16 protein-coding genes are annotated in these 14,012 nt (G+C 44.3%); 15 read left to right on the top strand and 1 reads right to left on the bottom strand.

Going from position 1 to position 14,012, the window contains the following annotated elements; translation table 11 throughout:
• Nucleotides 1–74 precede the first annotated feature (74 nt).
• From sigY to NSQ29_RS30425, 14 genes are all read left to right on the top strand, one after another.
• Complete coding sequence (gene sigY / locus NSQ29_RS30490; RefSeq protein WP_339267204.1) at nucleotides 75–620, top strand: RNA polymerase sigma factor SigY; 546 nt, start codon at nucleotides 75–77, stop codon at nucleotides 618–620.
• Complete coding sequence (locus NSQ29_RS30485; protein ID WP_339267202.1) at nucleotides 607–942, top strand: YxlC family protein; 336 nt, start codon at nucleotides 607–609, stop codon at nucleotides 940–942. Before sigY ends, NSQ29_RS30485 begins: the two co-directional genes overlap by 14 nt.
• Nucleotides 939–1,154, top strand: coding sequence for a hypothetical protein (locus NSQ29_RS30480; RefSeq protein ID WP_339267200.1), 216 nt, complete (start codon nucleotides 939–941; stop codon nucleotides 1,152–1,154). The genes NSQ29_RS30485 and NSQ29_RS30480 overlap by 4 nt, the downstream gene beginning before the upstream one ends.
• A 52-nt stretch (nucleotides 1,155–1,206) precedes the next feature.
• The gene (locus NSQ29_RS30475) at nucleotides 1,207–1,398 is read left to right on the top strand and encodes a PLDc N-terminal domain-containing protein (RefSeq protein WP_036680175.1); all 192 of its coding nucleotides are present in this window, start codon (nucleotides 1,207–1,209) and stop codon (nucleotides 1,396–1,398) included.
• On the top strand, nucleotides 1,398–2,312 hold the full coding sequence (locus NSQ29_RS30470; RefSeq protein WP_339798604.1) for an ABC transporter ATP-binding protein: 915 nt from the start codon (nucleotides 1,398–1,400) through the stop codon (nucleotides 2,310–2,312). The genes NSQ29_RS30475 and NSQ29_RS30470 overlap by 1 nt, the downstream gene beginning before the upstream one ends.
• Entirely contained in the window at nucleotides 2,309–3,079 is a 771-nt protein-coding gene (locus tag NSQ29_RS30465) for an ABC transporter permease subunit (protein WP_340972841.1), read from the top strand. Before NSQ29_RS30470 ends, NSQ29_RS30465 begins: the two co-directional genes overlap by 4 nt.
• Before the next feature lie 243 nt (nucleotides 3,080–3,322).
• Nucleotides 3,323–3,706: a hypothetical protein gene (locus NSQ29_RS30460; RefSeq protein ID WP_042131017.1), complete on the top strand. Its 384-nt coding sequence runs from the start codon at nucleotides 3,323–3,325 to the stop codon at nucleotides 3,704–3,706.
• 122 nt (nucleotides 3,707–3,828) lie between these two features.
• Complete coding sequence (gatC, locus tag NSQ29_RS30455) at nucleotides 3,829–4,116, top strand: Asp-tRNA(Asn)/Glu-tRNA(Gln) amidotransferase subunit GatC (protein WP_042131015.1); 288 nt, start codon at nucleotides 3,829–3,831, stop codon at nucleotides 4,114–4,116.
• A 27-nt stretch (nucleotides 4,117–4,143) separates the two neighbouring features.
• Nucleotides 4,144–5,601, top strand: coding sequence for an Asp-tRNA(Asn)/Glu-tRNA(Gln) amidotransferase subunit GatA (gene gatA, locus NSQ29_RS30450; protein ID WP_042191806.1), 1,458 nt, complete (start codon nucleotides 4,144–4,146; stop codon nucleotides 5,599–5,601).
• An 11-nt stretch (nucleotides 5,602–5,612) separates the two neighbouring features.
• The gene (gene gatB, locus NSQ29_RS30445; protein WP_076300655.1) at nucleotides 5,613–7,058 is read left to right on the top strand and encodes an Asp-tRNA(Asn)/Glu-tRNA(Gln) amidotransferase subunit GatB; all 1,446 of its coding nucleotides are present in this window, start codon (nucleotides 5,613–5,615) and stop codon (nucleotides 7,056–7,058) included.
• Between the two features lie 122 nt (nucleotides 7,059–7,180).
• Entirely contained in the window at nucleotides 7,181–7,651 is a 471-nt protein-coding gene (locus tag NSQ29_RS30440; RefSeq protein ID WP_339243492.1) for a GNAT family N-acetyltransferase, read from the top strand.
• Nucleotides 7,652–7,697: 46 nt separating this feature from the next.
• On the top strand, nucleotides 7,698–9,608 hold the full coding sequence (locus NSQ29_RS30435; protein ID WP_341126841.1) for a DUF4097 family beta strand repeat-containing protein: 1,911 nt from the start codon (nucleotides 7,698–7,700) through the stop codon (nucleotides 9,606–9,608).
• Between the two features lie 126 nt (nucleotides 9,609–9,734).
• On the top strand, nucleotides 9,735–10,166 hold the full coding sequence (locus NSQ29_RS30430) for a Fur family transcriptional regulator (protein WP_042191799.1): 432 nt from the start codon (nucleotides 9,735–9,737) through the stop codon (nucleotides 10,164–10,166).
• Nucleotides 10,167–10,408: 242 nt separating this feature from the next.
• The gene (locus NSQ29_RS30425) at nucleotides 10,409–12,130 is read left to right on the top strand and encodes a glycosyl hydrolase family 18 protein (RefSeq protein WP_341126840.1); all 1,722 of its coding nucleotides are present in this window, start codon (nucleotides 10,409–10,411) and stop codon (nucleotides 12,128–12,130) included.
• Between the two features lie 115 nt (nucleotides 12,131–12,245).
• On the opposite strand, the gene NSQ29_RS30420 is transcribed toward NSQ29_RS30425, so the two are convergent.
• Nucleotides 12,246–12,611 carry a DUF2614 family zinc ribbon-containing protein gene (locus NSQ29_RS30420; protein WP_076285462.1) on the bottom strand — a complete coding sequence of 122 codons (366 nt, stop codon included), beginning with the start codon at nucleotides 12,609–12,611 and terminating at the stop codon, nucleotides 12,246–12,248.
• Nucleotides 12,612–12,738: 127 nt separating this feature from the next.
• Here NSQ29_RS30420 and NSQ29_RS30415 point away from each other — a divergent pair, with 127 nt between their 5' ends.
• Nucleotides 12,739–13,617, top strand: a complete 879-nt coding sequence (locus NSQ29_RS30415) for a nucleotidyltransferase-like protein (protein WP_042191792.1) — start codon at nucleotides 12,739–12,741, stop codon at nucleotides 13,615–13,617.
• Nucleotides 13,618–14,012 lie beyond the last annotated feature (395 nt).

Genomic DNA, 14,012 nt, shown 5'->3' with positions numbered 1-14,012 from the left:
TATTAAGCGGAATGAACGATTCATAATACATATTCGTACTACAAATAGAAAAGAAATCTTGAATGGAGGGGCAGATGAGCGATCAGTCGCTGGAGAGAATCAGACGGGCTCAGCAGGGAGATACTTCAGCACTGTCTTCACTGCTGCGAGAACACTATACTTTTTTATTCAAATATTTAATCAAGGTGACCATGGACCCGTTGCTGGCAGAGGATCTTGTACAGGACACCATGGTCAGATGTATGGAGAAGATCAACACCTATAACGGAACTTCTTCCTTTTCCTCTTGGTTAATCACAATTGCTACCAGAATATTTATTGATCGAAAGCGGCGCTGGAAGCGTGAAGCGGAATGGAAACAGCGGGAGCAACAGGAACAGGGGATCCGTTCGATTCGTTGGCGATTTGAGAGCAGGGGGGAAGAGTGGGGTGAAGTGCTGGATTCCCTCTCCAAATTACCTTCTGCGCAAAGAGTGGCTGTGCTACTGAAGCATTACTATGGCTATAGTTATGACGAAATTGGCGAAATCCTGCGAGTTCCTTCAGGTACAGTCAAGTCGCGTGTATCCCTTGGACTTAACCAACTACGAAAGGAGCTGAATGAGGATGGAGAAGGATAAAGATAAGGAGCCTGAGTTGTATTTGCATAAGCTTTCAGATGAGCTTGACCGGTTAGATGCACAATATAATGACATCACACCACCTTCATTACAGGAACTGGAGAGGTTAATGGTTGATGCCTCTGTGCATAGAAAGAGCATGGAACGTAAAGAGCTGCTGTTATTCTGGGGCATATCGTTGATCCTGATCAGCGTATTTCTATCCATTCTCGGTTCTGCACCGATGATCTATTGGATTATTCAAGCGCTTATTCCTATTGCGGGACTTAGTGCTCTAGGAATAGCGAGGATCAGGAGGAACAGAGAAGGTGCGCAAGAATGAATGAGCTGCAGGATGTGCCTCTATGGTTATGGTTTTGCATAGCGATAGCATTATTGCTGCAAGGGACATTGCTGTTCCGGGACGCAAGACGACGCGGAAGAAAAGCTTGGTTCTGGGGACTGTGGGCTATTACTACAGTTCCGTCACCCGCATTAGTCTACTTACTTGTTGTCATTCTTCCTGACCGACGTAGAAGGAAGAAGCAGTTGTAAAGCTTTAGTAAGAAGCTCGTTCCTTTCATCCTATTACAAGGAGTGGTACTTCATGGAAGAGGTAAAATGGGGTTTAATCATGCCGTTAATCATTCTGCAGGCTTTGCTTGCTATTATTGGACTGATATCTCTGGCCAAAGCGGATAACGTTCGTGGTCCAAAATGGATGTGGATTATTATCATTATTTGCGGAAATATATTAGGCAGCGTAGCTTATTTCACAATAGGAAGGAAAGATGTCTGATGTCACTCCTTCAAGTTACGAATTTGCGCAAAAGCTATGGGGCGCATGTTTCCGTAAATGATATAAGCTTTGAAATTGAGAAAGGACGGTGCGTCGCTTTACTGGGGCCTAACGGTGCTGGGAAAACGACCACACTTCGTATGCTGGCAGGGCTGTTAGAACCCACCTCTGGAATGATTTCATTTGAGGGGAGCCGTCCGGGAGCAGGATATCGCAGGGGATTAGGATATGTGCCACAGTCTCCAGCTTTTTATGGGTGGATGACTGGACATGAATATGTTATTTTCGCTGCAAAGCTTAGTGGAATGGGAACTAAAGACGCTACCAGCAGGGCATTGGAATCGCTTGAGCGTGTAGGGCTTAAAGGTGATGCTCGTCGCCGGATTGGTGGATACTCTGGCGGGATGAAGCAGCGGCTGGGTCTGGCTCAGGCGCTTGTGCATCGGCCTCGTCTACTATTGCTTGATGAGCCTGTATCTGCACTTGATCCGATTGGTCGCAGAGAAGTAATGGGACTGATGCGGGAAATACGTGAAGAGACAACTGTAGTTTTTTCTACACATGTGCTGCATGATGCAGAAGAAATTTGTGATGATATTATTTTAATGAATCAGGGCTTGATTGCTGAGAAGGGGTCTTTATCACAGCTTCGTTCACAATACAGCCTTCCTGTTATTCGTGTACGTACGGAGAAGCAAGAAAAAGCTATTCAGTGGCTGGAGTCTCTTGCTGCCAAACCGTTTGTACTAGAGACTCAGTTGTTCGGAGATCAGGCCATTTTTAATGTGAACGATGTAGACATGGCTCGTTGGACGATTCTGCAAGAAGCGGCGCAGCTCGAAATTCCATTGCTGCAATTTGAAGCGGGTTCTTCCACGTTAGAGGATTTATTTATGAAGGTGGTGGGAGTATGAGAAGCGCCTGGGTCCTTTATCGCAAAGAAATGCTCGAAATGACTCGCAGTTATAAGTTAATCTGGATACCTGTCGTTTTTATCATATTAGGCATTATGCAGCCGTTAACTACTTATTATTTGCCGGAAATATTAAAAGCTTCAGGTGATGTTCCCCCAGGACTGCTAGAGGGGTATGAAATACCGAGTGCCGCAGCTGTGATGGCGCAATCTCTGGGACAGTACGGAACGATCGGAATGTTAGTATTGGCGCTTGGCGCGATGAATGTTTTAGCTGGTGAGCGCTATAGCGGAACTATGGAATTAATTCTGGTAAGGCCGGTTTCTCCGGCCGCAATAGTGTTCGCTAAATGGGCAGCGCAACTGACCCTGTTGATCGTTGCTCTTGGATTGGGTGCAGCGGGCGCGGCTTACTACACGGAGCAGTTGATTGGTTCACTATCTTGGGGCGATGTTATCGCAGCTTCTGGAGTATATAGTTTATGGTTATTATGTGCTGTCTCGGCTACGTTGTTGTTTAGTGCCTTTTTAAAACCTCCAGTAGCCGCATTTTTAGCACTGGCGTTAATGGCTGGCTCGTCATTAGGCTTAAGCTTATTGCCTACATGGTTTGACTGGACACCCGCAGGACTTTCCGGGCTGTCAGCAGGAATTCTTACAGCTGGAGAGGGCTTTAGAGCAGGTCCATATCTTTCTGCCGGTGTATTGATCATAATTTGCCTTGTTGGGGCTTCGCTTTTGACAAGGAAGAATAACTTTCCCGACTGATTATTATCCTGTGCTGTATCGAATATAGTATATTTAAAAATATAAGAAAGTATAAGTTTCACACTATACATTTTCCTTCTATTTCTCGCATAAACGCATATCGTCCTTAGGGGACGCCGAGGCGTTATTGCTTGGTAGAATTCTCAGGATCGTCCGGCCTGCCGCTAGACAGTTCTATCTTTTTTTAGTAGACTGTTGAAATAAGCAAAATCATGATAGATTTTGGGGTCAGGAGGTAGGGCGATGCTGCGTTTAGGAGAAAAGATTGTCATTGTTGCGGACGCTTTTGAGCAGAGTCTTCCTATCGGGGAATACGGCTACCTAATTGCTTACGACCGCAATCCCGATAATGCGTTTGACTATGTTATACGTGTACCGGAAGCCAACAGGAACTTTTATGTTCCTGCTGAAGACATTGAGGCGGAAGAACATTTATTAGTAGCTGAGGCTGAAAGAGCAACGCATGAAGCGTTAATTGATTATGCTTTGTCCACGTACAATGAGAAGCTGTTCCATCATTTGATGAACGGTGAAGATATGGATACAGAAGAGACGGAAACAACGTCAACCGAAAGCATGTCCCAAGCAGATTTCATCAAACAAGTGAATCTTAGAGCTTGGATTTAAGGAAGGCCGGCGAAAGCCGGCTTTTTTGTTATAACCCCATCATTGAATTGTCCAAGCTTCTACAATATAATTAAAAACGTTATCCGGGCGCTTTAGCCCTTTAAACAGGAGGGATTTATCTTATGAGCATTACCGTTAAAGATGTGCAGCATGTGGCCAAGCTGGCTCGTCTGCAATTGAGCCCGGAAGAAGAGGCAACCTTTACAGAACAAATGAATGCTATTTTACAATATGCTGAGAAGTTGAATGAGCTAGATACGGAGAATGTGAAGCCGACCACGCATGTACTGCAGGTCAGTAATGTGATGCGTGATGATGTTGTGAAGGAAAGCCTAACGCAAGAGGAAGCACTTCTTAACGCGCCGGATGATGAAGACGGACATTTCAAGGTTCCAGCTGTTTTGGAATAACTACATAATTAGAAAGGGGGAAGAATCTTGAGCCTGTTTCAAAATCGATTGCCTGAAGTACATCGCATGTTAACTGCTAAAGAAGTATCGGTCAGTGAACTGACTGAAGAATCGCTGGCGATTATCGCTGAGCGGGATAAGAAAGTAAATGCATTTTTGACCTTGAACGAGGAGGGCGCTCGTAGCACCGCACGCGCTTTGGACGACAAACTGGCATCTGGAGCAGCACGTGGATTGCTGTTTGGTCTTCCTGCCGGAATTAAGGATAATATTGTAACTAAGGGACTACGCACGACCTGTGCCAGCCAATTTTTGAAAGATTTCCAGCCGATTTATAACGCTACTGTGGCTTCTAAACTGCAGCAGGCAGATGCCGTAACGATCGGTAAATTGAATATGGATGAATTCGCAATGGGTGGATCTAATGAGAATTCAAGCTTTGGTCCTGTACGCAATCCTTGGGATTTAGAGCGTGTGCCCGGCGGTTCCAGTGGCGGATCTGCTGCAGCAGTAGCTGCAGGCGAAGTGTTCTTCTCACTAGGTTCGGATACTGGGGGTTCCATCCGCCAGCCTGCTTCCTATTGTGGTGTTGTAGGTCTCAAACCTACTTATGGTCTTGTATCACGTTATGGACTGGTAGCCTTTGCTTCCTCACTCGATCAGATTGGACCATTAACACGTAATGTAGAGGATTCTGCATATGTGCTTCAAGCGATTGCTGGTTATGATGCCCAGGACTCTACTTCAGCTAAAGTAGAAATTCCTGATTATTTGAGTTCTCTGACTGGTGATGTTTCCGGACTTCGCATTGCTGTACCTAAGGAATACTTGGGAGCAGGTGTCGATGCTTCTGTGCGTGAGACAGTCTTGTCCGCACTTAAGGTGCTGGAAGGAATGGGTGCTGTCTGGGAGGAAGTTTCGTTACCACATACGGAATACGCAGTAGCAGCTTATTATTTGCTGTCCTCTTCGGAAGCTTCATCTAACCTCGCGCGTTTTGACGGTGTGCGTTATGGTGCACGTGTAGATGAAGGCGGAGGATTGCTTGATCTATATCTTAATTCCCGCAGTCGCGGCTTTGGCCCTGAGGTCAAACGTCGTATTATGCTAGGGACTTATGCGCTTAGCTCCGGGTATTACGATGCTTATTATTTAAAAGCACAAAAAGTGCGTACTTTGATTAAACAGGACTTTGATGACATCTTTAAAAAATATGATGTGGTCATCGGGCCTACAGCGCCTACGACAGCATTCAAATTAGGTTCACAGACGGAGGATCCGCTGACCATGTATCTGAACGATATTCTCACGATTCCTGTGAGCTTGGCAGGTATTCCTGCTGTTAGTGTTCCTTGTGGCTTTGCGGAAGGTATGCCAGTAGGTTTGCAAATTATCGGTAAAGAATTTGACGAGAGTACGATTCTGCGTGTTGCTCACGCTTTTGAACAAAATACTGATCATCACAAGCAGCGTCCACAGCTGTAGTAAAGGAGGGAATGGGATTACTTATGTCTAAATACGAAACGGTCATCGGCTTAGAGGTTCACGTAGAGCTTCATACCAACTCCAAAATCTTTTGCGGATGCTCCACTGAATTTGGAGCCCCGCCTAACACGCATACCTGTCCTGTCTGCCTGGGTCACCCCGGCGTATTGCCAGTTCTTAACAAACAAGCGGTAGATTACGCTATGAAAGCAGCGATGGCGCTAAATTGTACCATTGGTGATGTTAGTAAATTCGACCGCAAGAACTATTTTTACCCGGATTCACCGAAAGCTTATCAGATTTCGCAGTTCGATCAACCTATTGGTTTGAACGGCTGGATCGACATTGAAGTGAATGGAGAAACGAAACGGATTGGTATTACTCGTCTTCATTTGGAAGAGGATGCGGGTAAGCTTACGCACGTAGATGGCGGTTTTGCGTCGCTCGTCGATTTCAACCGGGTGGGAACACCGCTTATCGAAATCGTATCTGAGCCAGACTTGCGCTCGCCAGAGGAAGCTCGTGCTTATCTGGAGAAAATCCGTGCCATTATGCAATACTGCGACGTATCCGATGTCAAGATGGAAGAGGGATCGATGCGCTGTGACGCGAACATCAGTCTACGTCCAGAAGGACAAGAGGAATTCGGTATTAGAGCAGAGCTTAAGAACATGAACTCCTTCCGCGGTGTGCTGCGTGGACTGGAGTATGAACAATATCGTCAGGCTGAGATCCTGGATGATGGTGGAGTAGTTGTACAAGAGACTCGCCGCTGGGATGAAGCCCAAGGGAAAACTTTATCTATGCGTGGAAAAGAAGAAGCGCACGATTATCGTTATTTCCCAGATCCAGATCTGATCGTGCTGCATATTGACGATGCGTGGAAAGAATCCATTCGTTCGACGATCCCGGAACTACCGGATGCAAGGCAAGCTCGCTACAGTGAAGAACTGGGTCTTACAGCTTATGATGCTGGCGTGATCACTTCCTCTAAACCGCTAGCGGACTTTTTCGAAGGATGCCTTACTTATACGCAGGATGCCAAGGCTGTAGCTAACTGGATCATGGGTGATCTGCTTGCTTATTTGAACAGTAATAACCTGGAATTGTCTCAGGTCAAAATTACGCCGCAAGGGCTCGGGGAAATGATCGGCCTCATTGCAGGTGGAACCATCAGCAGCAAGATCGCTAAAACGGTATTTAAAGAAATGCTAGAGAGCGGTAAATTGCCTGCTGCAATCGTTGAGGAAAAAGGTCTGGTACAAATCAGCGATGAAGGTGCCATTAAAGGAATTGTGGAAGCTGTCGTAGCTGCCAATCCACAATCAGTGGAAGATTATAAAGCAGGTAAACAGAAAGCCATCGGTTTCCTCGTAGGACAAGTTATGAAAGAAAGTAAAGGTAAGGCAAATCCAGGTCTTGCGAATAAACTTCTGATCGAGGTATTGAGCAATTAAAACGATTATCGTCTTTAGTAGTCGATAACGTTGTTTATACTTGGGGTAATATACTTATGTAATAAGCTAAGGGCTTGTCGGCAACGGCAGGCCCTTAGCGGCATATAAGGGGACTAGTAGGGATGAATACAATTATTAAGCTAAACCTCCAGGATGATAGTACCGTTAATGAACTATGGAGCCTCCAGCATAAGGCCTACCGGCTAGAAGCGGAGTTAATAGGGTTTCGTGAGATCCCACCGCTTATGGAGACGAGAGAGATGCTCAGCCGCTCTAAAGAGGATTTTTACGGCTGCTTTGATGAAGATGAAGAACTGATGGGTGCTATTGCTATAGAAGAAGAATCCCCGGGCAAACTCACGATTACGCGGATGATGGTGGGACCGGACTTTTTCCGCAGAGGTATTGCAAGCTGTCTCTTGGAATATGTATTTGAACATTTTTCAGGGATGGAGCAATACATCGTATCTACGGGGAAGCTAAACCTGCCTGCCGTTTCTTTGTACAGCAAGCATGGTTTTGTACCTATGGGATCGCAGGAAGTTGCTCCCGGTGTGGAATTGATTGATTTTTATCGGAGTGGTTCACTTTGAAGAAGCATATACACAGACCCATGTTTACGAAAGGAGGAGCCGAGATATGACAAATGATTCTGCAATACTCTCAGCGCAGGAAGAGCAGCGGGGTTCAGCCGATCTTGAGACTACGGAGAGTGAGATTCAGAAGAAGATAATCCCTCCACGTCCAAAACGGCGCCGCCGCAAACGCAAATTTATCGCTGGACTATTGGCAGCTCTCATCCCAGGAACTGGGCACTTATACTTTGGGCTTCTCCGCAAAGGAATTACCTTTATCTTCTTGATACTATTGGATATCTCAGCTTTAATTTATTTCTCATCCATTGGAATGCAGATTAATGTTCCGTTGCTTATTTTACTTGCACTGATTATTCCGGCGATATATTTCTATAATGTGTATGATGTACTGCAATCAGCGGACAAGATTCTCCGTTACCCTGAAGATCAAGAGCTTGATGATCCTGTGGCAAAAATAACTACACCTCCTAAGCGTCGTAGTATCGTCAGTGAACCTGGCGTATCCTTTGGATTTCTACTTCTTTTAGGGGGAGCGCTTCTCATTCTGTTTCGCCAAAAGCCAGCATGGCTGCAATTTTTTATTGAGCATTACTCCGAAGTGGCCGTGTCTGCAGTTTTATTATGTGGTGGTATATATGTAGGAGCGAGAGAAATTGTCAGAGGAATCGTTTCGCGCAAGAAAAATGAGTCTCATAACCGGCGTGTAGGAAGATATACGGCATCGGTCTTGCTTATTGCTATGGCCATCCCGTTGTTTCTGGATTGGAGAGACGGGTCGGATTATATGCTTTTACTCTTGAAGTGGTGGCCGGTCATCCCAGTGTTGTGGGGGATTGAGTTCCTGTTCATGTATTTCTTCTCTGGTCGTTCAGGCTCTGTACAAAAGGGAACAAGAATCAGATTGGATTTACGCGGCCTTTTATCTGCTATATTGCTTGCTGCGAGTGTGTTTATCGTTGCCGAACAAGAACATTACTTATATCTGTGGAAAAATGTGAGTCTCAACCTTACAGCAGCTGCAGTCGACTATGGCGAGGCGAAGGGAAGTAAATTTCAGAAGGCTCCACTTATTGTTCCAGTGAAGTTAAATACAGCCAAAATATCCGTTGATGGTATTAATGGAGATATTTTATTGCACCGGGCTCCCGTAGATAATATTCAAATTACTACTACAGTTTGGGTAGATCAATTGGAAGGTCCGATGGCTGAGGCCATTTCGGAACAGTCCTTTGTGGATGTTGTTGAAGGACCAACTATAAAAATCACTTCAAACAGCAAGGCGTACGGAGAATCAGGTAAGCGTCAGCCGCGAATGGATTTGGACATTTCTTTGCCGGAAGACCGCCGTTTTAACCTAGATGTTCGCACTATGAATGGTGGGATCACCCTGCAGAACATTGAAGCGATCGAAGATATTTCGCTGGAAACGGGAAATGGAGAACTTATTCTTCATCGTATCTTTGGTAATGTGAAAGGGAAAACACTGAATGGAGCTGTGCGTGCGAGATCCGTCCAGGGCAGCGTTGATTTATCAACGAGCGGTGGCAATATGAATGCTTGGAATGTCACAGGAGCCTTGAAATTATCAACGGCAGTTGGCAATATCGGTGCAACCGGGAATGAAGCCGAGATCGATATTTCTAGCAAAAATGGTAATTTAGAGATTGATGGAGCCAGATCGAAGCTGCATGCAGAATCCTTGAATGGCATCATTGATGTTCGTTCACATGAAGTCGGAGGAGACTGGGACATTTATAGTGCAGTTGGCGATATTCAATTGTATTTGCCGCAGTTAGGGAACTATAAGTTGAATGGCTCAAGTGGATATGGAGATATTATTTCAGATTTACCTACCTTAACCATTGATAAGAAGAAGATATCTGGTGAAGTGGGCACAGGTGAGTTCAAGATTCAGGTTGAGGGAAACAGCAACTTAAATGTGAGAGGTTATTGAAAAAAGTAATTTTTCTTATATAATAATGAATATAATGTATCGACTTCGTTGACAAGATTGAAAACCCAGTCTTACAATTATAAGAAATATTTCTTTTATTTTTAAATTTAAAAGGCGGTGACAGTCATGGGGAGTGGCGTACAACATGCATTGGAACAATTAAAAACAACAGGTGTCCGTATAACGCCCCAGCGTCATGCGATTCTTACGTATTTGATGGAAGCAATGAATCATCCTACAGCTGACGATATATATCGGGCATTAGAGCCTAAATTTCCGAGCATGAGCGTGGCAACCGTATATAATAATCTCAAGATGTTTATGGAAGCTGGCATGGTTCGTGAGTTGACCTATGGGGATAGCTCCAGCCGTTTTGATGCCAATGTGTCTGATCATTATCATGTTATATGTCAGAAATGCGGTAAGATTGAGGATTTCAGTTATCCTTCGCTTAGGGATGTAGAGCTGCATGCTGAGCAAGCTACAGGCTTTAAGATTACAGGATTGCGTATGGAGCTGCATGGATTTTGTAAAAGTTGTAGAGAGAAGCAGCATTAAGACTAGAATAGAACGGTATCAAGGCGATCTACCAAGTTATCACTAAACGTGCGAAATCCGAAAGCGGAGGACTCACGTTTTTATTTTTTTACAAATATAAGAACGACAACGTCATTTCTTCTTGAATATAACAATTTGTAGGATAAATGACTATTTTCTACTGGTTATACGAAACCAAGTGGATGTTATAATCGTAATGTTAGACTCTATTAAAAATCATATTATTATCTGGAGGATATATTTTGGACAGAAGACTGGGACAGAGGCGCGTCAAAAAGCGCGGAGGTTTTTTTAGGCGGTTATTTGGACTTTTAATCATTGTAGCAGCAGCATATTGGGTAGTGTTTTATGTATTGCCAAATCGTCAGCACATAGATGTAGATTGGAAAGCTCAAGCGCATCCCATCTTTGTAAAAGGAGAGCATACAGGTTATTCTGCCTCGGGGACTGGGGATAGCATGCTATTACCATTACCATTGTTGCAAGAGTATGTGGATCCTTCCATTCGTTATGAAGAGAAGACGAAGTCGGTCATCCTATCAACGGATAGTGAGCTCCTTTACATGCAGGAGGATAAAACCGATGCTAGTCTGAACAACCGTCCGCTGCAACTGCGGCTAGCGCCTGAAGTAAAGGAGAAAGTGACCTACCTTCCTGCGGATGTATTAGAAGATCTATATGGGTTTGAAATACAGGAGGATACGAATACTGGAGCAATACTACTAATGACGGCAGGAGAATCTGTCTCGTTAGGAAAAGTTAAAGGTGAAAAAGGCGACAAGTCAGTAGCTCTACGAAATGAGGCATCCATCCACGCACCTATAGTTGCGGATATGTCTCCTGGAGCAGTCGTGAATATTTGGAATGAAGAAAATAAGGACTGGCTGTTTATACAATTAAGCAGCGGGCATGCAGGTTATGCCAAGGCAAGTGACATTGTTCGGGATGGTCAAAAGACAGTGGAACCGAAAAAATCCACGCCAACACGCGCTGAACGTAACTGGAAAGGGAAGTCAGTGAATTTGTATTGGGAGGCTGTTTACCAACGCAAACCTAACCCAGAAACCTTCGGTGAGCTACCAGGCGTTAACGTGGCTAGCCCAACCTGGTTTAGTATTATAGATGGTGATGGCAATGTGCGCAGTCAGGCCGACAGTGCGTATGTGCAGTGGGCGCATGGGCACGGGTTAGAGGTATGGGGGTTGCTTAGCAATAGCTTCGATCCAGACATGACTACTGAGGCATTGTCCAGCTATGAGAAACGGATGAATGCAATCGTACAGATCTTAGAATATTCGGATTTATACAATTTGGATGGAATTAATATCGATTTTGAGAATGTGTATACGAAAGACGGAGAGAATGTCACTCAATTTATGAGAGAGCTAAAACCGATGGCTCAGGCTAAGAATCTAATCGTCTCCATAGACGTGACACCTAAATCCAATAGCGAGATGTGGTCAGCATTCCTTGATCGTAAGGCTCTTGGGACATTAGTCGATTATCTAATCGTGATGGCTTATGATGAACATTGGGCAGCTAGCCCTATCGCGGGCTCTGTTGCCTCCTTACCTTGGGTAGAGAATTCAATAAGCCGGATCATAGAGGAAGACAATGTGCCGCCTGAGAAGGTGATTTTGGGGATCCCATTGTACACCCGCATCTGGACTGAGGCTCAAGTAGATGGCAAGACAAAGGTAAGCTCCAAATCCGTTAGTATGAATGCCGTTGAAAAAATTATCAAAGAGAAGAAGCTAACTCCTACATTTGATAAGGCTGCTGGGCAGAATTACGTAGAGTACAAGGAAGATGGCGCTCTTAAGAAAATATGGATAGAAGATAAGGTTAGCTTAAAATCAAGAGTTGAGCTTGCTAAGTCCATGGGGCTTGGAGGCATCGGATCATGGAATCGCAGTTTTAGCAATCCATCAGCATGGGAAGCATTACAAGAGATTCATAAGTAATCATAATTTCATTTATAACAAACAAAGAGGCTCCCATATCGGGGGCCTCTTTGTTGTATTAACAAATATTTGAGTGCATTTTAACTAGTTAGTAATGAGCCTCTGTAAGGTGTGTTTAGTGGTTTAGTTGCTGATGCTCAAGCTGATCTGCAGTAATAGTAGCCTCAGCCCGATCCATAGTAAGAATGGTGTGGCAGAACATACAGCGGTCTGTTTTACCGAGCATCTTGGTCAGCTTGTGACACTCAGGGCACTCTAGCTGAACTGCACTCGTTGAGAGCATGCCAGCCCAGAAATAGATCGCAAGACTTGCCATCATGGAAATTAAACCGATTACAAGTCCGATTCCAGCGAATACTTTCCCAGTCGATCCCCAGAATACGATGCCTGCTGTACCCAAAACCATAAGTCCCATTCCGAGCATTGTGAGCAGTAATCCCCATGTGCGAAAAGCGTTGATCTTAGCCGTTTTAAACTTCATGAGTGTTTGCTCCTAACTAAATATAGTTGGGTTGTCCAGAAGGAACTGTCTTTCATATGTAGAATAATTATTATAACTGAATTATAACTGACTGGACGCAAATTCGCCAAATTTAATGGAGGGAAGCATGGAATTATCCAATGTAACTTTGTTGAGTGGAGAAACGTTTGAAGAAAATGTTTTAGGAGCTGTCGCTTTGCGGCAGAAAGGGAGTACTCCTTTTCAAAGCGCGCTACTTCACGATTTTGATATGGTTGTGTTAGTTTTACATGAGGAACAGGATTTAGAACATATTGTTCGCCACACCATTGCCGGTGACACACGGACCCAGTCAGTCCATATTGGCCTTTCCGCTTTGGAGCGGGCTGTCATGGCGGGAGATAATAACGAGCTCCTTACTAGTTTGATGATTGGGGAAGTGATCTGGGATCCCAAAGGAATACTAGGGGATATGCGCCGGGAGATTTTACAATTTGAAGGGCCTCTTAAGGAACGAGTTGAGTTCATGGAGTTTGCACGATTCTTGCATTTGTATGTGAAATCTAAACGGTATATAGAAGCTGGCTACATTATGGATGCATATAACTGTGTATTGATGGCTCTATATCATTGGGCAAGAATAGAAGTGAGTGAATCTGGTTCATTTCCAGAGCCGGCTGTTTGGGAGCAGGTTAAAAGTATGAACACTTCGGTCCATAAACTATATGAGGAACTAACCATCAGCACGGAGACCTTAGAGCAAAGAGTAGAGCTTGTTCTTCTAGCATGTGAATTTGGGATCATGTCCAAAATGACGGATTGTTGTGCATTGCTTTTCAATATTCTGAATAGCCGTAAGGAAGCGTGGAGTATAAAAGAATTACTACAGCATTCTGGCCTGTGTCAGTTAGAGGCTGAGTTGCCCCTAGTTTTACGAAAGCTTGTTTCTCGTTCGCTAATCCGTGAGATTACTTTATGGGCTGACGGTCATGGGGGAGAGGGTCATGCGATCCGATATACCTTATAGATAAGAAATTAGATGCAGGATTTGCCGGTAATCTATAGATAAAATAAGTAGGGATAGGGAGAGGCTGAGCACTCTCTTTTTTGTTTGCTCGCTATTATGATGCGCTCATATTTATTCTAATAAATTTATGGTTGACTCTTTCCTAGTTCATGTGTTAAATTATAACTCGTCCCTCTGACACAGAGATGTGCTTTCGAAAACATTCGAAAGACAACCGAAAAAAGAAATTAAAAAAAAGGTTGACTAAAACGAGGACGCTGTGATATATTATAAAGGTCGCTGCTGAACAACACAACGACGAAATAAACAGTTTGATCTTTGAAAACTGAACAACGAGTGAGTAGGAAATCACGAAAGTGAAATCCAAAATTAGAGAATTAATTTTCTCGTCAGAT

This window comes from Paenibacillus sp. FSL F4-0236, from assembly GCF_038000135.1.
In the GTDB taxonomy this organism is placed as follows: domain Bacteria; phylum Bacillota; class Bacilli; order Paenibacillales; family Paenibacillaceae; genus Paenibacillus_AQ.
Note: the sequence above shows the minus strand (reverse complement) of the source record. Positions and strands in the feature narration are given on the sequence as shown.